Annotated in this window: 18 protein-coding genes and 2 pseudogenes; 5 read left to right on the plus strand and 15 right to left on the minus strand. The window is 63.4% G+C overall.

Going from position 1 to position 18388, the window contains the following annotated elements; genetic code table 11:
* The first annotated feature begins 57 nt into the window (after positions 1–57).
* Positions 58–471, plus strand: coding sequence for a universal stress protein (locus KIV56_RS04650; RefSeq protein WP_348648461.1), 414 nt, complete (start codon positions 58–60; stop codon positions 469–471).
* Between the two features lie 24 nt (positions 472–495).
* Here the strand turns inward: KIV56_RS04650 and KIV56_RS04655 are convergent, their stop codons facing one another.
* From KIV56_RS04655 to KIV56_RS04670, 4 genes are all read right to left on the minus strand, one after another.
* The gene (locus KIV56_RS04655) at positions 496–822 is read right to left on the minus strand and encodes a DUF805 domain-containing protein (protein ID WP_281535328.1); all 327 of its coding nucleotides are present in this window, start codon (positions 820–822) and stop codon (positions 496–498) included.
* A 67-nt stretch (positions 823–889) separates the two neighbouring features.
* The gene (locus tag KIV56_RS04660; RefSeq protein ID WP_281535329.1) at positions 890–2311 is read right to left on the minus strand and encodes an MFS transporter; all 1422 of its coding nucleotides are present in this window, start codon (positions 2309–2311) and stop codon (positions 890–892) included.
* An 86-nt stretch (positions 2312–2397) separates the two neighbouring features.
* A complete protein-coding gene (locus KIV56_RS04665; RefSeq protein ID WP_281535330.1) occupies positions 2398–2862 on the minus strand; it encodes a bacteriorhodopsin in 465 nt (154 codons plus the stop codon).
* The gene (locus KIV56_RS04670; RefSeq protein ID WP_281535331.1) at positions 2805–3215 is read right to left on the minus strand and encodes a bacteriorhodopsin; all 411 of its coding nucleotides are present in this window, start codon (positions 3213–3215) and stop codon (positions 2805–2807) included. The genes KIV56_RS04665 and KIV56_RS04670 overlap by 58 nt, the downstream gene beginning before the upstream one ends.
* 160 nt (positions 3216–3375) lie before the next feature.
* On the opposite strand from KIV56_RS04670, the gene KIV56_RS04675 reads away from it, so the two are divergent.
* Entirely contained in the window at positions 3376–4677 is a 1302-nt protein-coding gene (locus KIV56_RS04675) for an AAA family ATPase (protein ID WP_281535332.1), read from the plus strand.
* Positions 4678–5134: 457 nt separating this feature from the next.
* Here the strand turns inward: KIV56_RS04675 and KIV56_RS04680 are convergent.
* The 5 genes and pseudogenes from KIV56_RS04680 to istA form a co-directional block, all read right to left on the minus strand.
* Positions 5135–5807 (minus strand): annotated as a pseudogene (locus KIV56_RS04680) (cation transporter).
* The gene (locus KIV56_RS04685) at positions 5804–6730 is read right to left on the minus strand and encodes a cation diffusion facilitator family transporter (protein ID WP_281535333.1); all 927 of its coding nucleotides are present in this window, start codon (positions 6728–6730) and stop codon (positions 5804–5806) included. The pseudogene KIV56_RS04680 and the gene KIV56_RS04685 overlap by 4 nt, the downstream one beginning before the upstream one ends.
* Entirely contained in the window at positions 6727–7143 is a 417-nt protein-coding gene (locus KIV56_RS04690) for an ArsR/SmtB family transcription factor (RefSeq protein ID WP_432432601.1), read from the minus strand. Before KIV56_RS04690 ends, KIV56_RS04685 begins: the two co-directional genes overlap by 4 nt.
* A gap of 80 nt (positions 7144–7223) precedes the next feature.
* A complete protein-coding gene (gene istB, locus KIV56_RS04695) occupies positions 7224–8030 on the minus strand; it encodes an IS21-like element helper ATPase IstB (RefSeq protein WP_281536071.1) in 807 nt (268 codons plus the stop codon).
* Positions 8024–9698, minus strand: a pseudogene (gene istA / locus KIV56_RS04700) (IS21 family transposase). Before istA ends, istB begins: the two are co-directional and overlap by 7 nt.
* A gap of 230 nt (positions 9699–9928) precedes the next feature.
* Between istA and KIV56_RS04705 the strand changes: the two are divergent.
* The 3 genes from KIV56_RS04705 to KIV56_RS04715 are packed head-to-tail and all read left to right on the plus strand — an operon-like array spanning position 9929 to position 10801.
* On the plus strand, positions 9929–10141 hold the full coding sequence (locus KIV56_RS04705; protein ID WP_281535334.1) for a hypothetical protein: 213 nt from the start codon (positions 9929–9931) through the stop codon (positions 10139–10141).
* Positions 10138–10482 carry a hypothetical protein gene (locus tag KIV56_RS04710; protein WP_281535335.1) on the plus strand — a complete coding sequence of 115 codons (345 nt, stop codon included), beginning with the start codon at positions 10138–10140 and terminating at the stop codon, positions 10480–10482. Before KIV56_RS04705 ends, KIV56_RS04710 begins: the two co-directional genes overlap by 4 nt.
* 28 nt (positions 10483–10510) lie before the next feature.
* Positions 10511–10801, plus strand: a complete 291-nt coding sequence (locus tag KIV56_RS04715) for a hypothetical protein (RefSeq protein WP_281535336.1) — start codon at positions 10511–10513, stop codon at positions 10799–10801.
* A 204-nt stretch (positions 10802–11005) separates the two neighbouring features.
* On the opposite strand, the gene KIV56_RS04720 is transcribed toward KIV56_RS04715, so the two are convergent.
* The 6 genes from KIV56_RS04720 to KIV56_RS04745 form a co-directional block, all read right to left on the minus strand.
* Positions 11006–11278 carry a hypothetical protein gene (locus KIV56_RS04720; RefSeq protein WP_281535337.1) on the minus strand — a complete coding sequence of 91 codons (273 nt, stop codon included), beginning with the start codon at positions 11276–11278 and terminating at the stop codon, positions 11006–11008.
* 150 nt (positions 11279–11428) lie between these two features.
* Positions 11429–12457, minus strand: coding sequence for a hypothetical protein (locus KIV56_RS04725; protein ID WP_281535338.1), 1029 nt, complete (start codon positions 12455–12457; stop codon positions 11429–11431).
* Positions 12458–12649: 192 nt separating this feature from the next.
* On the minus strand, positions 12650–12904 hold the full coding sequence (locus KIV56_RS04730) for a hypothetical protein (RefSeq protein ID WP_281535339.1): 255 nt from the start codon (positions 12902–12904) through the stop codon (positions 12650–12652).
* Positions 12905–12950: 46 nt separating this feature from the next.
* The gene (locus KIV56_RS04735) at positions 12951–13334 is read right to left on the minus strand and encodes a hypothetical protein (protein WP_281535340.1); all 384 of its coding nucleotides are present in this window, start codon (positions 13332–13334) and stop codon (positions 12951–12953) included.
* Positions 13331–13813 carry a hypothetical protein gene (locus KIV56_RS04740; RefSeq protein WP_281535341.1) on the minus strand — a complete coding sequence of 161 codons (483 nt, stop codon included), beginning with the start codon at positions 13811–13813 and terminating at the stop codon, positions 13331–13333. The genes KIV56_RS04735 and KIV56_RS04740 overlap by 4 nt, the downstream gene beginning before the upstream one ends.
* A gap of 104 nt (positions 13814–13917) precedes the next feature.
* The gene (locus tag KIV56_RS04745; RefSeq protein ID WP_281535342.1) at positions 13918–18282 is read right to left on the minus strand and encodes a DNA polymerase; all 4365 of its coding nucleotides are present in this window, start codon (positions 18280–18282) and stop codon (positions 13918–13920) included.
* Positions 18283–18388 lie beyond the last annotated feature (106 nt).

The following is an 18388-nucleotide window of genomic DNA, read 5'->3' on the forward strand; positions in this document are numbered from 1 at the left end:
CCGAGAGAGCGGACGAATCCAATGAGTGACACCGGTGCGTTTCAGATTGTTGTGGGCGTGGATGGATCAGAGCAGTCATTGAAGGCGCTCGAGTGGGCGATCGTCGAGGCGAAGCTGCGGAGCGCGGAGCTCACCATTGTGACGACGTGGTCGTACCCGATCATGGCGGGGACCCCAGGAGACATCGTTCCAGAAGACTCGTTCAAAGAGGTCTGCGAGCGCATCCAGGCTGAGGCCGTCCAGACCGCGGCCGATGCCGGCCTCACCGCGACAGGCCGCATCGTGCGAGGCAGTGCGGTCACCGTGCTCCTGGAGGCCGCCGAATCCGCCAGTCTCCTCGTCGTGGGCTCGCGGGGCCGCGGCGGCTTCACGGGCCTCCTGATGGGGTCGGTGTCCAACCAGCTCGTGCATCACGCAGCGTGCCCCGTGCTCGTCGTCCGGTCGAAGCGCGCCCCGCAGCCCCAGGGGTGACACCAGCGCCCTGGGGCGCTGAGACTATCTACTCGGCCGGCAGAGCAACACGATCAGGATGATCACGCCGACGATCGGGAGCAACAGGAACCAGAGCCATTTCCAGGAAAGACCCGCGTCCCTCAGGCGCCGGACCGCGACCGCGAGGAACGGCAGCACGATGACGACGATCCAGAGCGTGGAGAACAACCCGAACGCCGACGAGGGATTGATCGTCGAGTCGAGCGTGCTCAATGCGAAGTCGACGATCGTCACGAAGAGCACCCACCACCAGTACTCCGAGCGGCGGGCGACTCCCGTGAACTGGCCGTACTTGCTGAAGACGGACGAAATCGCTTGGCCGAAGGTCATTGAGGTTCCTGACTCAGAAAAAGGGTGCCGGTCGTACCGGACGTTTGTTCATCCTCCCAGATTCCGGCTAGTGGCTCTTGAGATGGCGCATCTTAACGATGCTCACGACCACGGCGACGGCCGATCCCGCGACGGCCACGAACAAGGCATTGATGGCTCCCTGCGCTTCGAGGGCCGGTGAAACGGACGACGCGCCTGCGAGCACCAGGGCGATGCTCACGGCGGCGGCGCCCATGGACTGGGCCAGGGTCCGGTTCACATTCATCACCCCCGCCATCGCACTCGCGTGCCGGATGGGAGTCGCCGCCATCATGTCCCGATTGTTCGGCGGCTGGAAGATGGCGAAGCCCAGCCCGGTCAGGCCGGTGCTCGCGAGCACGAGCCAGACCGGCGGCTGGCCGCCGAGGAGCGACAGGGCGAGCAATCCGAAGGTGAAGACCGTCAGGCCGACCACGGGGAGCGTGCCGCCGGGGTACTTGTCGGCGAGACGACCGGAGAGCGGCGACATGATGACGATGAGGAGCGGCCAGGGGGTGAACAGCAGGGCGGATTGGAGCGGGCTCGCGTGATAGGCGCTCTGGAACAGGAAGGGCAGCGCTATGAAGGCGGCGCCCTGACCGAAGAACGACCAGAAGGCCGTGAGGACGGCGAGTGTGACGCGCCCGTTGAACAGGCTCGGCGGCAGAACCGGGCGGGTCGCCCGCCGTTCGATCAGCACGAACACGGTCGCCAGCAGCCCGCACACGACCAGGAGGAACCCGGCGATCCAGAGCGTCGTTGGGTCGGCGAGCTGATGGACGCCGAGCAGGAAGCACGCGATCGCGGCGGCCGCCGTAAGGGCGCCAGCCAGGTCATAGCCCCCACGCGTGGGAAACCGACTCGGCAGGAACACGCTCCCGAGCACGGTTGCCACGGCCCCGATCGGGAGGTTGATCAGGAAGAGCCACGGCCAGTCCAGATGGGCGAGGATGAGGCCGCCGAGGGTCGGCCCCGCACAGATGCCGAGGGCGACGACCATGGCGTTCATGCCGAGCACGAATCCCAGGCGTTCCGGCGGGAAGATGCGGCGGTAGATCGGGATCGCGACGGCGAACAGCATCGCGGCGGTGACGCCTTGAACCACCCGGCTGGCCACGAGCACACCGAAACTCGGCGAGAGGGCGCAGGCCAGCGAGGCGACCGTGAACGCAGGGGTGCCGATCAGGAACATCCTCCTGCGCCCGATCTGGTCGGCGAGGCCCGTCATCGCCGGAATGGAGCAGGACACCGCGAGCAGGAAGGCCGTCGCGACCCAGACGGCATCCGCCGGCCTCACGGCCAGGTCGTGCGCCAGCTGGGGAAGCGCGACATTGACGATGGAGGTGTCGATGTTGGTCATCAACATCGACATCAGCACGGCAATCATCGCCACGTTCCGGCGCACCGGGGACATCACGATCGTGTCGTCCAGGCTGGCCGGTACCGGGACGGGAAGTGCTGAAGACGTCACTGAAGATGTCCAATGGTTGATGGGGATCAACTAGTACACTATCGCGCACTCCCCCGCCGACCGCACGACCCGTCCCGCGGACGCAGTCAGGAGCGGGTTGCGACCTCATCCCGCGAAAGTTCGATTCCGGCGAATGTGGGGTCGTCGTCGAAGGACTTGATCCGTGCCACCTGGTAGATGATCAGCGCATAGACCGCCTTGGCGAGAATATCGGCGACGGAATAGCCGACCTGCTTGAAGACCCAGGCATCCGATCCGGAGATGTTGAGCAGCGGCAGCAGGTACGCGATCGGGTAGACGCCCCAGCTGAGCAGGAGCAGGAACCGCAGCTGGCTCAGGATCTTGCGGACACCGGTCGGCTGCTGGTCGAGGGACTTACTCAGTTGCACGAAGAGCACGAAGAGGATGTAGGCGAACGGGATGGTTGACAGCAGGCCGAACAGTCCGCGAAGCCCATTGTCGCCGCTGATCTCCCCCGGATAGCCGAGGATGATCATGAGCGCTGCGGCGGGAACGAGCCTCCGCAGGAGCGCGGACTGGACGGACCGCACGAGGGCGAGTACCGCGACGAGAGCTCGACGAGGAGCAACGGAACGGTGAGGAGCCAGTCGACGTAGCGGTAGCCCTCGTTGAAGCCGGCGCCGGCCGCCTGTGAATAGTCTCCCGTCCCGCCGACGGCATCGGTCACGAACGCCGCCTTGAACGAGTCAAAGATGCGGAAGTAGTGGTAGGCGGCGATGCCGCAGACCACGATCGCCACAGTGATGGCCTGACGGTACCGCGGCAGGATACGAGGCAGGGCGATCAGGAGGAAGACAGCAGTGAAGAGCTGCGCGGCGATGACGAGGGACAGGAAGTTGTAGACGGTCTCGTACTGTCCGTGCGAGAGGATATCTGGAATCATGGCGTGCTCCATAGAAGGTCAGCGTTCCGGAGATAACTTAGATCTTCAATTACATAGCAAGTAAGCTAAATGGTCAACGGTTTTCTCGCCTGATTTCGCTAAGATCAGATGTACCAGTCGTGACAAGACAAGGCTCGCTCCAGCGCAGGCCGGAGGAAACATGTACCACTCCGAAGGGACCCCCCACACGCTCAGTGGCTTTCCCGCTGCTGCTTCCGAATTCGTGAGCGCGCTCGACGGCAACCGCCGCCGGATCGCCGAGCGCGCCGGCGTGTCAGGAACGGAACTCCGAGCGCTTTTCCGCATCGCACGGCTGGTGTCCATCACTCCGAAAGACCTCGCCACGTACCTCGGAATGACCACGGGAGCCGTCACGGCGATCTCTCGGCGTCTGGTCGACATGGGCCTGCTCCACCGGATCGACCATCCCGGTGATCGCCGCAGTCTCTATCTGGAGCTGACTCCCCACGGACACGACATCATGGGCGAGATCCACCGCGAATTCAACGACATGTTGTCGGCCTCCACCGCGGCGCTGGACGCCGCGCAGCTCGAGGCGTTCACCGCTGCGCTCACCTCGGTTGCCGCCGAAGTGCGGGTCAGGTCGGCGCAGGCTCTGAGGCCTCGCCCACTGGCCGGGGGAGGCGCGATGACAACGCCGTACTATCGGAGGATGAAGGTCATCACGGTCTACAGCACCAAGGGTGGGGTCGGCAAGACGACGACGGCCGTGAACCTCGCGTGGGAGGCCTCCCGGAACTCGCGTGTCCTGCTCTGGGACCTCGACCCGCAGGGCGCCGCGACCTTCGTTCTCAACGTCAAGCCCAAGGTCAAGGGCGGCGTCAACTCGCTCGTCAGCGGCAAGACTGGAGCAGCGGCATCCGTCAAGGCCACGGCATACGAACGCCTCGACGTGCTGCCCGCCGATGAGAGCTACCGTGACCTCGACCTCGTCCTCGACGCGGCCAAGAAGTCGACCCACCGCCTCGCGCGCATCCTCGAGTCGGTGGCCAAGGACTATGACGTCGTCGTGCTCGACTGCCCTCCGGGATCGTCCCTCGTCGCGGAGAACGCCCTGCGCGCAGCCGATGTGGTGATCGTTCCACTGGTCCCGTCCCCGCTCTCGCTGCGATCGCTCGACCAGGTGGTCTCGATCGTCACGGAGTCCGCGAAGTCCACGCCCATCCTGGCCTTCCTCACCATGGTCGATCGGCGTAAAACCGGGCACCGGGCAGCAGCCGATTCAATGCACGACGCCCGACCGGAGGTGCTCGCGATCAGCGTGCCCGCGACCGTCGTGGTCGAACGGATGGGTGCCGCACGCGCGCCGGTCGCAGCCTTCGCCCCGAACACGATTGCCGCCCGCGCCTACGAGGACCTCTGGGCCGCAGTCGCCGTGGCAGTACATCTGACGAAGCCGGCCACGAAGCCCACGAAGAAGAGCCATCCGAAGTCCCGGTGACAGTGACTGCTGCGGGGAAAGGCTGCTCCGCAGGCCGAGACCTGTCTGAGACGACCACCGGAGGCAAAAAAGAACCCCTGAGGCTCCGTGGGAAACTCAGGGGTTTAAAGCTGGGGTACCTGGACTCGAACCAAGAACAACTGAACCAGAATCAGCGTCCTGCGTGGACCCTGCCAAGCCCTCGAGAACCCCCAGTATCCCAATGAATCATTGGGCTTGTAGGCCTCCACCCACGACATGAACCCTACTAAACCCGCTCAAACCCTTTGGGTTTTTGTCCCGTATTTGTCCCTAGAAACGAATACGGCCGGAATGTTGGTTGTGTCAACCCAAGTCGGACCCACTAGGGCAATCTAAGCGGGACCCACTTCGGCTGTTGCGGGGTGTCTGGGGCAACCTAAGCCGGACCCACCTTTGCTGCTCTGGGTTGTGCGGTGTGCTCGTGGTAGGTCGCCGTCTAGTGGTCGTCGTCGGCTTCGCGTTCGCCGGTGAGGACCGAGACGGGAACTGTGCAGGAGTCGCCTTTCCAGGCTTCGATGCCTTCTTTGACGGCGAAGATGACTACGACAAGTGCGGCGATGGGGTCGGCCCAGGCTCCAGCCGAACAGGGTGTTGAGAAGCAAGCCAATGAGGACGGCGCCGGAGAGGTAGGCGCAGATCAGGATCTGCTTCGAGTCGGCGATCGCCGAGGCCGAGCCAAGTTGTTGGCCGGTGCGTCGCTCGGCAAGCGAGAGGGCTGGCATGATGACCAGGCTGAGGGCAGTGAGGATGATCCCAATGGTGCTGTGCTCGACGGTGTGGACGCCGGTGAGGGAGAGTGCGGCGTCGATGGTGACGTAGATGGCCAGGGCGAAGAACGAGATCGCGATGACACGGAGCGCTGTTTTCTCGCGCGATTCAGGGTCGCGGGCGGTGAATTGCCAGGCGATCGCGGCAGCGGAGAGGACTTCGACGATGGAGTCGAGGCCGAACCCGACGAGGGCTGCGGAGGAGGCGATGCTGCCGGCGGTGATCGCGACGACCGCTTCGATGGCGTTGTAGGTGATGGTGGCCGCGACGATCCAGCGGATTCGGCGGCGGAGGGTCAGGGTTCTGACGGATGGCGCGTCGGCCGCGTTGATGCTGGTCATTGGTGGTCTGTTCCGGTTTCGTGGGCGGCGTGGGTGGCGGGTTCGAACTGGAAGGTGCTGTGTTCGACGTCGAAGTGCCCGACAAGGCAGGCCTGCAGCTCGTCCAGAACCTTGGGTGCGTGGCCGTCGTGGAAACATTCGTCGGCCAAAGTGACGTGGGCGGACAACGCGGGCAGCCCTGAGGTGACGGTCCAGGCGTGCAGGTCATGAATGGCGAGGACGTGGTCGGGCTCGAGCAGGTGGCCTCGGATGGCGGCGAGGTCCATTCCCTCGGGGGTGCCTTCGAGGAGTATCCGTCCGGAGTCTTTCAGTAGCCCCCAGGCCGCGTGGAGCATCAGCACGACGACGATCAACGAGGCGATGGAGTCGGCGCGGGTGAACCCGGTGAGAAGGATCACGATCCCGGCAATGACGGTGGCGATGAACCCATAGAGGTCGGTGAGGATGTGTTGGAAGGACCCTTCGACGTTCAGGCTCGTCCGGTTCGCTTTCGCCAGGACCCAGACCGCGACGAGGTTCACGGCGACCCCAAGGAGGGCGACGAAAAGGACCGGGCCGCCCTCGACCTTGGGCGGGTCAAGAAGTCGGCGGATGGCTTCGACGGCGACGATGCCGCTGATGACGACGAGGGTGATCCCATTGACTGCGGCCGAGAGGATCTCGGCGCGTTTGAAGCCAAACGTCCACCTGGCGCTCGACGGTTTGGCGGCCAACCGGATGGCGACGAGGGAACCGGCGATCGCGGCGGCGTCTGTGAGCATGTGCCCGGCATCTGAGAGTAGAGCGAGGGAGCCGGAGATGATGGCGACAGTGACTTCGACGATCATGAACCCGACGATCAGCGCTAAAGCGATGAAGAGGTAGCGAGTGTTCGCGTCGGGGGCGGCTCCGTGGGTGTGGGACTCTGCGTGGTCGTGGCTCACTGGTCGCCCGTTTCGGGTTCGGTGTTTTCAAGGTGCATGGCGATGGTGTGGCCGGTGTGGGTGAGACCGAGGTCGAGCAGCATGCGGACATGGCCGTCATCGAGCCGGTAGTAGGCCATCCGTCCGCGGCGAGAGACCGACACGACCCGGTGCGCGCGAAGCAGGCGCAGTGCGTGGCTGACGGAACTCTCGCTCATCAGGGTCGTCGCGGCCAGGTCACAGACACACATTTCCCCGCCTTCGAGCAGCGACATCAGAAGACGCAACCGGCCGGGATCTCCCAGGAGGGAGAACACGTCCGCCAGCTCGACGACGTCCTCCGCCTCCGGCAGGCTTTTCCGGACGGCGGCGACCTTGTCCGGGTCGACCATTTTCAGGTCGCAGGCGTCGATGACGGTTGCTTCGGTATCCACGGACTCTCCACGTCTGATTAATTGTTCAGACGTATCGTAGCAAGAGGTTCTCCGAAGCGAGCAGCTTCTGGTGGGAATGCTTAGGCTCGAAGCTGCTTCGTGTGCGCGAGCCGGTAGGAATCGGTCCCGGTTTCGATGATGGTGCCCTTGAATGTCAGTCGGTCAACAATCGCGGCGCAAAGCCTGGGGTCCGTGAATGTCTTCGTCCAGCCAGAGAACGATTCATTCGAGGCGATCGCGATGGAGTTGTTCTCCTCCCGTTCCGTCAGGACTTGGAAGAGGAGTTCGGCGCCTCTGCGGTCGAGTTCCATGTAGCCGAGTTCGTCGATCATCAGCAGGTCGACCCTCCCGTAGCGGGCGATAGTCCGGGCGAGGTTCTTCTCGTCGGCGGCCTCGACGAGTTCATTGACGAGCCGAGTGGCGAGCGTGTATTTGACCCGAAACCCTTTCTCGGCTGCGGCTGTCCCGAGAGCGATGAGTAGGTGACTCTTTCCGGTGCCGGAGTCGCCAATGAGGCAAAGCGGTTGGCCTCGGCGGACCCAGTCGCCGGTGGCCAGGGTGTTGATGGTGGCGGGGTTGATGTTCGAATTGGCGTCGAAGTCGAAATCCCCGAGCCACTTCTCCCGAGGGAACCCAGCGGCTTTCACCCGGCGGACCGAGGACCGCCGGTCGCGGTCGTCGCACTCCGCCAACAGCAACTCCGCAAGGAAGCCCTGGTAGCTGAGCTGCTCCTTCTGCGCGACGCCCGTCGCTTCCTCGACGACGGCGCGAATCGTCGGCAGCCGGAGCCGCCGACACGCCTGGTCAATGGCGGCATTCGCGGCCTCCTCGGTGAGACCTCGCCGTCTGCGGAGGGTGGTGGTGATGCTCGTCGTGGTGGTCAAGATCCTGTTCCCTTCTGAACAGTGGCTGCGTTTTCGGTTGGTTGCCGGTTCGGCAGGTGCGACAGCTGGTCGTAGGCGGCAACCGATGGCAACGGCCGGGTGTCGGCGGGAAGGCCGGCAATGACCGCGGCGGGGTCTGCGAGGCGACGCTGGGTAAGACTGACCACCCGTCGCTCGGGGCCACGACTTTGTTCGACGAGAGGACGGTCCAACCGGGACCCACCCAACGCTTCGTGCCGGCGGGCCTCGACCGCGACGACATCGGCGGTAACCGCGCCGACCGTGAGCGCTGCGGTGATCCCCGCAACCACGTCTTCCGCGGCCATCGACCGATGCAACAACAGAACGTCGATCAGGGCGCGGGTGCCGCCGGCATCACCATCGGTCTTTCGTGCCGCCGCCCAGAACGCCTCGTGAGCAGCCGTGAACTCTCCCGTCGCTCGCGCGTGCGCAAGGGCGGTCGACCCGGGAAGAGCGCCGGGCTTGTGCTGGAGAACCTCGAGGTAGTGGTCGAGGTTCACGCTCTGCCCGTGCATCGTCACCACCCGAGGGTGCCGGGCGATCTCGGTGCGGCCATCGAAGACGACCACCTCCGACGCGCGCAGCGATACCCGGACGGGCCGGCCAATGTAACGCGCCGGAACGGAGTAGGACGCCATTCGCACACGAACGAGGCTCGACCGGCTCACCCGCGGCGTCAGCGACAGGCCCGGCTCGAACCGTTCCGCGGTAATCGGCGCAAGCAACTGCCGTTCGAGGGCGAAGTCCTGAGCGACGGTGCGGAGGCGATCACCGATCCTGCGGTCCTCATCATCGAGGTCCCACTGACGGACCTTCTGATTCAGGCTCCGCGAGGGAATCGACCACCGGCATCGGAGACAGGTGGGTGCGGCGGAACCGGCCGACGCCCTCAATGCCGCCCTTCTCATGAGCGCCCTCATTACCCGGGTGGCAGTAGAACGCGTCGAATCCATAGTGCGAGCGGAAGAGCAGCCAGCGTTGATTCTCGGTGCGCTGCCTCCCGGTGCCGTAGATGACCTTCACGACGGCGTCAGTGAGGTTGTCATAGCGAATGTGCCGGGTCGGGATGCCGCCGATGTCCGCGAACGCATCGATGTGACCCTCGAGAAACGCTTCCTGCGCCTGGGTTGGATAGATCCGGTGGATCGCCTTCCCGGAGTGCGAGAGGCGGAAGGCGAACATTTGGCACTTCGTCCTCACCCCAGCCAGCACCACCCAGACCTCACCGAAGTCGACCTCCGCCTCGGCGCCCGGTGCGTGCTCTTGCGGGATAAACACCTCCGGCAGTCGGCCCGCCTCGATATTGATCTCCGGGCGGCGTCGACGGACGTAGTCACGGACCGTTGAGTAGGACAACTCGGTCGCGCCGTGCTCCTCCGCGAGGCGGACGAAAATCCGTCTCGCCGTGTGGCGCTGCTTCCTCGGACCGTCGAGATCCTGGCCGAGCATCTCGTCGATCGCTGCCTTGAACGCGTCCAAACGCGGCGCCGAACGGACCCGCGATTTCCGGGCCGGCGGTTCCGCCTGCGCGAGGGCCTGACGGACCGTCGGCCGGCCGACGCCGTGTCTCCGGGCCAGCTCTCTAATCGAGAGGCCCTCCACGCGCGCATCACGTCGGATCCGCGCGAACAACTCCACCCGAGACTCCATCCGAAACCTCCACCTTGAGCAACGAAAACACGTTGCAACAACGGTGTAGGTGGGTCCGGCCCAGGTTGCCTCGGACACCCCGCAACAGCCGAAGTGGGTCCCGCTTAGATTGCCCTGGTGGGTCCAAATAACCCTGCCATAGTCAGAATGTCCCCGCGCATGTGGGTTGTATGCCCACCACACACGACTTGATGCAACTATCGCTATTCCGTATCACCACCACCCGCTAGGTGATTCTCTACGCCCGGCACATCGTCACCGGTCGGGCTATGGCCTCACCGGCCGAAGGCATTCCTTACGCGCCATGCGCCGGGGTCCGGCTGGAGGCGGGTGCTCCTGCACTGATCGACTTCGTGGACGTCGACCGAGCCGTCCACTTCACCGGCGGCGTCGTGCTGGCGGTCGAGCAGCTGCCCGGACCGCCGTTCGGGCCGATGCCATGATGGACGACGGCCTCGGTCCTCGGCTCGTGGACCTGTCCAGCCAAAGGGGCGTGCGTTACACGGCAGTCACCGAAAATGAATTAGTGGTCGTACGGCTCTACGTGAACGGCTCGATCCGGTTGGGCCGCTCGGTCGCCCGTGGCAGCGCCGGCCCTCACCTGATCACTGATGGCCGGATGCAGTACGCCGGCAGGTTCGAGCTAAAAGTTGGGTTCCTGGCGTGGTGGGAGTATCGCGACCCGGACGACCAGACAGGCTCCGGCGGCGAGACCTCGGCACCTGTCCTTTGGATCGACGCAGAGCCCATGCCGGAGATCCGGCCGGAATGGCGGGTACCCTGACCGTGGCAGTACCGCGCATGTGCCCGGCATGGACGAACTCACAAGCACATCCACACCCGGCATCTACACTGCGACCGGCGCAGGCACGATCGCCATTGTCGAGATCGCCGGTCCGCATGCACTAGTCGCCTGGCTGCTCCGCGAAGTCTCAGATGATGACGACGACCAAGACTCGGAATCCGAGTGGCCAGGCGGACCGATCAACGATCTAAGCCTCACCATCGGCGCGCCCGGCATCCTTCACGGCGTCGGCAATGTCGGTGACACGGAGCTCGGGATCGTACGAACCATCACAAAGCTCCGTCCGCGGGTACCCTGACCGATATGGAGAGCGCGAAGGACAGCGAGCCGGCCAAACTGCCGGTGGATGAGGCGTGGGCAGCGGGTGTTGAGTTGCGCGGGGATGAGGTGTGGCTCGGAACCGAAGAGCTCGGGCTGGGCTCGGGCTGAGCTCGGAGGCATGAAGAAGCCCGACCAGGCAGTGTCTTGGTCGGGCTGGATGGCAGCCGCAGTGCCGCCGGGGCTAACCCTCTTCCGGGTTGTAACGACCGGTCACAGGATCGATCTCTCCAGGGGCCAGTTTTGGTTCGGCGTCGTCGAAGGAATCAACGTCGACGACTGAAGCGAGCCGGTTGTAGATGGCAGCTGCAAGATCCTTTTCAGGAGATTTACCCGCTTCCCAATCGTGCAGATCGCGCAGCACTCCGACGAGCGCGTGGTGATACCCCGACGCGTCTCCGATCTCCCTAGCCTCCGAATCGATCAGTGACGCCAGGATCTCGTATTTCGTTGGCACTTGATACCCCTCTAACAATTGATTCGATGACTATGACTCCCATCCTATGGACGCAGAAGGAGAGGACTGACGCAGCTGTGCACAGACAAAGAGAAAGGCGGCTCGGCCATCGGGTAGATGAGCGAGCCGCCCAGAATACGCATGTTGCCTCTATGCCGCGCGAAGCTTCGTGATGGCCCGCTTCATGTGGTTCAGGCCCTTCCAGTCCGCGCCGGCTGTGAAAAGTCCTGGGTAGACGACCGCCGGCCGACCGGTCTCCTTGTTGGTTCCGCCGAGCAGGATTTTGATGGTGGCGCCGAGTTTGTCGGTGCTCATTCCAAGATCCTCTGCGACCCGGTTCCCTTTGGTTCGTGTGGCGCGCGCCAGCGAGTCTGCGGTGACGGCGATCGCCGCGGCGTACGCGGCTTCGTCGCCAGCTGCACGTGCGGCCGCCAGCCTGTCTTTGCTACCTACGCCGGTAGTCGTGAGCTCCCATGCCATCCAGCCCATCGTGGCGGAGAGCTGCTCACTGCTGACGCCGGCTGCGGCGAACGTCGCCCGTGCGTCGTCGAGGGCCTTTGCGTTCGCCGACATGATCTCGGCGACGGCTGCTGTCGCTGCGGGGTCGGCCGGCGCGTTCATGTTGACCGGCGCCGTCTCTGCGAACTCCGCGAAGTGTGCGTCGGAGCCGGGGACAACGCACATCTCGTCGGTGTCAGCAGTCTCAGCGGCACCCTCAACATCGCTCGACCCGACGTGCACACCTGACAAGGCCTCCGACCTAGCCGTGGCGTCCGAGCACATTTTCACCTGTGACCGGCGACCGGTCCGCAAGAAGTGATCCACCTCATCCAGGACGTAGCCGGCGAGGTTTTCGCGTGTTGCACGGCCCTTTACGTCGCATAGGATCTCCCAGGCGACGGCGACGGCAGTGTTCAAATTGATGCTGACCTCGGCGGAAGTCCTGGCGAATCTGATAGACGGCTTGAGGAAAGCGGCACGGAGTAGTGCCTCGAGGTCTGCGGTTACCTCGGCACGGTCCCAGCCGGGACGCTCGACGCACGCGTGCGCGGTCCGGCCGCAAGTCCGGTGGCTGATCTTCCACGGCGTTGCTTCAATTGCTGCGACCAGACCAGTGATGCCGACGTGATCGAATCCCAATCCGGCTCGCTGTGAAGATGCGTTCTCCGTGGTGCTCATGTCCAAGGGGCCCTTTGTTTGCGAACCGCCTGACTGCCGGTTCACCACATAGAAGGGGCTGCATGCGCAAAAACTGGAGGGTGTTGCCGATTTTGGTAGGAGATACTTTTCGCGAGCTCCTCCGCTCCCGGTTCTAACGCAAAACGCCCTGGTTGCACAGGCAACGAGGGCGTTTCCATTGGTTCTGGGCCGCTACCGGGCCGGTGATCGATCCAGACTGGCCGCGCCACGGACAAGGAGAGCGCTCCACTCGGCCACGAACGAGGCGGCGATGCGCTCCGCAGCGGCTTCGGACCAGCCGACGTCAACGAGCGCTGTTTGCTGGAGCCGGCCAATTTTCGCGACTTGGTGGAAGGCAGGCTGCAAGGCGAGGAGTTTATCGCCGATCGCATCGGTGTAGGACTTCTTAAATGTTGTTGCCGGGAGATGTGTGACGGTGGCGGTCATAATGATTCCTTTCGGGATTTCTGGTCGACTGACTGGTGGTTTCTACTTAGTTCCAGTAGGACGGATCGGAGAGAGTGGTGGAAGGGTCGGGTCGGCTCGCTAGATACTCGTCGCGGTCGGCCTGATCCTGGGCGCGGCTGCGGGCGAGTGACTCCGGTAGGCCGAAGAAGCACTCGAGCATGAATTCATACGCTTCCGGGCTACCCGGCTTCGGGGCCACACCGTGCCCGTTGATACCACGGAGTAGAGCCTCGGGGACGTCCTCTTGATCGGGCACGCTCCCCGTGCGATCCAGCGGACCGTCCGACTCAGCTTCTTCTTCTGCTTCTGCTTCTGCTTCTGCTTCTGCTTCTGCTGCGGTGACGAGCCGGGTCTGGGTGGCATCCGCCCAGTTGAGCGTGATTTCCTCCGGCGTCCTTTGGGTATTCATTTTCTTGGTCCTTTACGGTCTGTGGTTTTTTGGGTTACGCGGTTGCGAGCCAGGCGGCGGTCGCCCGCTCGTCGAATATGCGGATGGTTTCCTGCTCGGCCAGCCAATGCTCGGCGATCAGCCGCTGCTCGGATGCATAGCCTTCCGGAATGCCGCGAACACCTTGGCCGGATTCGGTCAGATGATCGCATCGGTCGGCCCTGGCGGTGCTCGCGTAGGACCCGGTAGCAGGATTCGAGCATATTGGCCGCTGCTTCGCCGATCTTGTTCGCTTCCTTGCGGTCATGCATGCGCTGGCGGGTGGCTTTGATTTCTTCGGCCGGGCTCAGGCTGGGCTGGCTGCGCGCCCTCTCACTGAATGTGAACCACTCGACGTAAGAGTCGCTCGTTTCCTGTGTGTACGGGGCGCTTGCGGCGCTCAAGTTAATACATTGTTCATCAGCAATTTGCTCGTCGAGGTCGCCGTTGTACGTACTCATGGTGTTCTCGATCCTCCGGAGCGGTTCAAGGGTCCAGTTCGGGTTGTGCCGAGTGGCCTTTGACCCTCTCCTTGCTAAGGGCCGCACCAGATCCGGGGTAGCAATCACTTGGCCCAGGATCGGCCGCCGATGCTTGCGACACCGGTGAGTGTCACGCCATTTGGCAGATCGAAGGTCATGCATACTTTGAGGATACGAGCGGCGTTCTCGGCTTCAGCGGGCGCAACGCAGATCACGATTTCGTCATGGACGGCAAGCCAGATTGCGTCCGCGCCGAGGACCTCCGCGACCTTCGTGATACCCATATACAAGTAGTCCGCTCCGGCGCTCTGGCACAAATGGTTCATCCTTGTGAAGTGCCGACCGTCGGTGATTGCGGGGATCGGTCGACCGCTTGCGCTGTAGGCCGGGACACCGCTGGAGCTCGCCTGCGTCGCGCTTTCGATGAACTGGAACAGCCGGGGCCACTCGGCCCGGAGAGCATCTATGAGCCCCTGAGCGGCTGTCCTGTCGACGTTGAGCGCTGCGGACAAGGACGCTGTCCCAATTCCATAGATAGTGCTGATCATGGTCGTCTTTAGGCGACCGCGCATTTCCGGATCTGAGTCCATGGCGGTCTGTCCGAAACTCTTGACGCCGAGCCACATGTACGGGTCGACACCCGCGGCCAGCAACGCAATCAGGCCGCGTTCGTTGCTGAGCGATGCAGCTATGTGGATCTCTGCTGCGGAATAGTCCAGGCTGACAAGCACCATTCCTTCCGGCGCCTGCAGGATCCCACGGATCTTCTTCGGGACGTTCAGCAAGTTCATCTGGAAGGACTCCGAACCGGTCGTTGTCATACGACCGGTAGCTGCGCCGTGCACGTGGATGTCCGTACGAACCACACCGTCAACGTTCGTCCTCGCCGCAGCTTTTAGGACGCCGATAGAGCCTTTGAGCGACCGGGCGGCACGGTACGTCGTCCATGCTGCTTCGTGTCCTGGCTCTACCACGGCCCGCTTAAAATCAAAACGGCTGAGCGACGGCTTCCCGTCCTTGTCGGTGAGATGGATGTGGTTCTTCGCGAGCCAGGCGTGCGTCGCCGGATTGTCACGGAGAAGGTCAAGACCGGCGTCCGCCTCCATCCGCGCGCGCTCAGCGCCCGTCCTGAGCAGTTCGGCGTTCACCAGATCGAGGTCGAGCTCCCAGCCGCGCTCCTGTGCCGGACGGAACATACGGTCAACGCGGACGGAGCGCTTCGCCAGCTGACGCGCGGCCAACGGGTGGACCCCCTCCATACGCTCAACGTCCCTGGCAATTGCCAGAGCGCTGCGCAGACGGTTCGTTGCCACCGCCGGCTCGGCGTCGACGTCATCCTCGACCGACGCCGACTTCAGCTTCGTCTTCGGCTCGAGCACAGCGCTCAGAACCTCTAGGCAGCAGATCCAGTCAAGCCTCGCCACTGGGACGTCCAGTGCCCGAGCGATCACCAAGGCACTGCGGGTACCGCGCTCAGCCCAGGCAAGCCGCCCACTGCCACCCAACGCAGTGCAAATGGCGGTCGCAGCCTCGGTATTCCGCAGGTCTACTGACCAACCCGTGCCGTCACCCGTAGCGATCGTCAGTACGCCGGCCGTGGAGACGGCCAGGCCGATCGTCGGGGACAATGCCTTGCGTAGCCATGGGCGAACCTCGAACGTGTCCGCCGTTGACCTGATCTTCGCAATGACCATTAGAAATCCTGCCGAGTGTATGCGCGGACCAGGTCCGCGGTTTCGTCGAGCTTCGCGGCGGCCGGCTTCGTCGGCTTGATCGCCAGGCCCTCCTCCGATTCCTTGCGCAACTGGTACATCGTGGCCCGGCCCTTCATCGGTGCGATGACCTCCATCTTGAAGACGACACCGTCGATCGAATAGACCGCCGCGTGCTGCTTCTTGAGGACACTGGTCCACGAGCGGTCCATGATCTTCGAGGCACCGTGAGCGATGTTGGCAAGGGCAAACGGCAGCGGGTACTCGGAAGAGTCCTTGGTAGCCCAACGGCGAATGTCCGAAGCCGTCATCGGCTCCCCCGCGCTCAGGCTCCCACAAGTTCGATGCCATGCCAGCCCACACGTCCGAGAGGCGATCGCTAGCCATGGTCGCTGCATTTCCGTCCTCGTGAAGAGTAGCCAGGTCAACACCGTTCCAAGTGATGTGGTGGAGTGAGCCGAGAACGACCTGGCCCCAGTTGGACGAGAACCCACCAGTTCCGGTGGCCGCCGCCACATCGGCGGTGTAGTTCAGCAGACCGAACGTGAGCACGACAAACGCATCCCGCAGAAGGTTCGGTCGTTCCGTCCTGACATACGCCTGCAGGTCGGTGTGGCGCCAGATCTTGCGGTCCACTGCCCGGCCAGCGCCGAGGTATGCGAGCCGCAGCCACCTAGTCCGGCGAGGAAGCTCTCCGGCCACTTCGGTGAAGTTCGAGGCCGCCGTGAAGATTTGGCCGAACAGCTTCGTAGTCGCCGAGACGTTCAGGATGCGCCCGGCCTGTTCGTTGTCAACAGATGTGACCGACCTGGTAACCATGTCCGATGTGATCACAGCGCCAGCCTCGTCGTTATGCATCCAGGCCACGCCGTTGCCGCAGAGAACGGCGGCGGTTTCCGCCTTCGTGTCTTCCTCTTCGTGCTTGCCGCCGCGCCATCGGGTAGCCGAGACGTTGCCCTGACAGAGCATACGAATCATCGCAAGAATTGCGCTCTTGCCGCTTGCGACCTGGCCTGCGGTAGCTGCATAGAACGGGATCGATGTGATGAGTCGACGCGACAGGCCGCCGATCAGCAGTCCGAACGCGCGCGCCATGTCACCATCTGATTCGAAGCAGAAGTCAGATAGGAGCTCGAGTTGCAGACGCTCGAAAGAAGCCTGCGCCTGCTCCTGAGTCGGGCATTCCGGAAAGTTTGCGAACGCCTGGTTGAAAGCAGCGCGGTCGCGCTCCGGTATTGCGACGAGAGCTTTGCGTTTGCGGTCGAATCCGTGGTGCCATACGACACCCGTGGGTGTGAGGACGGGCTCACCGGCGCCAACATACGAGACGATCGGCAGCGCACGCTCCATCAACTTGAATGCGACCTGCTTCCGGATGGACTCGGGGATCGTGTGCATTACGGTGTTGATCCGCTTCTGTCCGCCGATGCCGAGTTCGGGGTCCTTGTAGTAGGAGCAGAGCTGGGCGGCCGCGGCCATGAGTCCGTCAATGTCACCATTCCAATGGTGGATGGTTCCGGTAGGCGTCATCGAAATCACGCCCGTCAGGAGACCGAGGCCGTTGGCGTCAAGCTGCATCGCTAGCGGCAAGCTCTCGTCCCATGCGCATCTGGCGTTGGCGATCGCATCGACGTACTGGATGACGATCGAGTCGGTTTCGTCGGCAATGTCGATGTAAACCTTCTCACCAGCGCGCAGGATTACGGTGGCGATCGTTGCTTCACCTGCTTCGAGTAGGGCTTCCGCGCAAGCTTCGACCCCGACACCATCCTCGCTATCCGGTCCGTGCTCGAGGAAATTGATCGCATCGAAGCCGCGGTAGATACGGTCCATCTGCAACCCGCCGGAAGTCGAGATAGCGCGTGCGATAGCATCTTCCGTTGCATCGGCAGCGTGCGTCCCGACTACTACTGAGTCACAAGGAAAGTTGCCACCGCCTACAGCCACACTGTATCCGACGCTGACGTCACCTCCGCGGGGCACGATAGGCACTCGGCCACCCTCAAGGGGCTGGCCGATAAGCCAACCTGCCTTTTCGAATGCTTCGATGATTCTCTCAGTGGTAGCCCCACGGTTGAAACTGTCACGGATCGCATTGGCCCTCATACTGCCCTCCGTGCGGATGTCATAGGCCAGCAGGCTCCTCGGGTCTTTGACAAGCGAAGCCTCGTCTAGCATGACGCCAATGCCGGCCAGCTCGCTAACGGTGATCCTGGTGAATTGTGCGAATACGCCCGCTGTGTGTGTCCATTCGACACCGCTAACGCGGCTCGGTGCCACTGCCGACTTCGTCGTGCGCAAAGAAGCGAGGATACGGTTCTTAGGACCCTCTGCCCGCTTTGCCGCCAGGCCAGCGAGCGCGATCGCGCCGTCGACTGCTGAGTCGACTGAGAGGGAAAGCATGAACTGCTGGTCTCCAAGAACTGAGGTATCAGTCCAGCCTTTGGAGATTCTGGCCATCAGCTTGCCGAGATGTGAACGATCGCGAGCAGCAGCCATCGAGTCGGTAGCCGCACTTCCGCCTGAAAGTCGAAGGACGAAGGGAAACTGGCCGGGGTTACCGGCGATGCCAGGAATGAAGCCGGCGGCGCCCAGGACGATGCGGGCGAACTCGCCGGACTGGCCGGCCTCGTAAAGGCTGATCCCCGCTGCTGTCAGCGCGGCCTCCGCGTCGCGCAGGTCAGCCGCGCGTTCCTCGGGCGTAGTCATCGCAGGGACGGACTTCGTCGCGGTCATCGACTTTATCTTCGGAGCAGCCATCGCACATTCGCTTTCAGCAGAGGAGGCCGCCTGAGTGCGCCCTACTTCACTATCGGCAACACCAGATCCGGGGTAGCAAGAA

Source organism: Cryobacterium breve (assembly GCF_027594785.1).
GTDB classification, from domain to species: domain Bacteria; phylum Actinomycetota; class Actinomycetes; order Actinomycetales; family Microbacteriaceae; genus Cryobacterium; species Cryobacterium breve_A.

Excerpts from the sequence above, each read along its gene's own strand:
- KIV56_RS04735 (WP_281535340.1), bottom strand. The coding sequence starts at position 13,334 with ATGAATACCCAAAGGACGCCGGAGGAAATCACGCTCAACTGGGCGGAT.
- KIV56_RS04740 (WP_281535341.1), bottom strand. The coding sequence starts at position 13,813 with ATGAGTACGTACAACGGCGACCTCGACGAGCAAATTGCTGATGAACAA.
- KIV56_RS04725 (WP_281535338.1), bottom strand. The coding sequence starts at position 12,457 with ATGAGCACCACGGAGAACGCATCTTCACAGCGAGCCGGATTGGGATTC.
- KIV56_RS04670 (WP_281535331.1), bottom strand. The coding sequence starts at position 3,215 with ATGATTCCAGATATCCTCTCGCACGGACAGTACGAGACCGTCTACAAC.
- KIV56_RS04655 (WP_281535328.1), bottom strand. The coding sequence starts at position 822 with ATGACCTTCGGCCAAGCGATTTCGTCCGTCTTCAGCAAGTACGGCCAG.
- KIV56_RS04730 (WP_281535339.1), bottom strand. The coding sequence starts at position 12,904 with ATGACCGCCACCGTCACACATCTCCCGGCAACAACATTTAAGAAGTCC.
- KIV56_RS04710 (WP_281535335.1), top strand. The coding sequence starts at position 10,138 with ATGATGGACGACGGCCTCGGTCCTCGGCTCGTGGACCTGTCCAGCCAA.
- KIV56_RS04675 (WP_281535332.1), top strand. The coding sequence starts at position 3,376 with ATGTACCACTCCGAAGGGACCCCCCACACGCTCAGTGGCTTTCCCGCT.
- KIV56_RS04745 (WP_281535342.1), bottom strand. The coding sequence starts at position 18,282 with ATGACCGCGACGAAGTCCGTCCCTGCGATGACTACGCCCGAGGAACGC.
- KIV56_RS04715 (WP_281535336.1), top strand. The coding sequence starts at position 10,511 with ATGGACGAACTCACAAGCACATCCACACCCGGCATCTACACTGCGACC.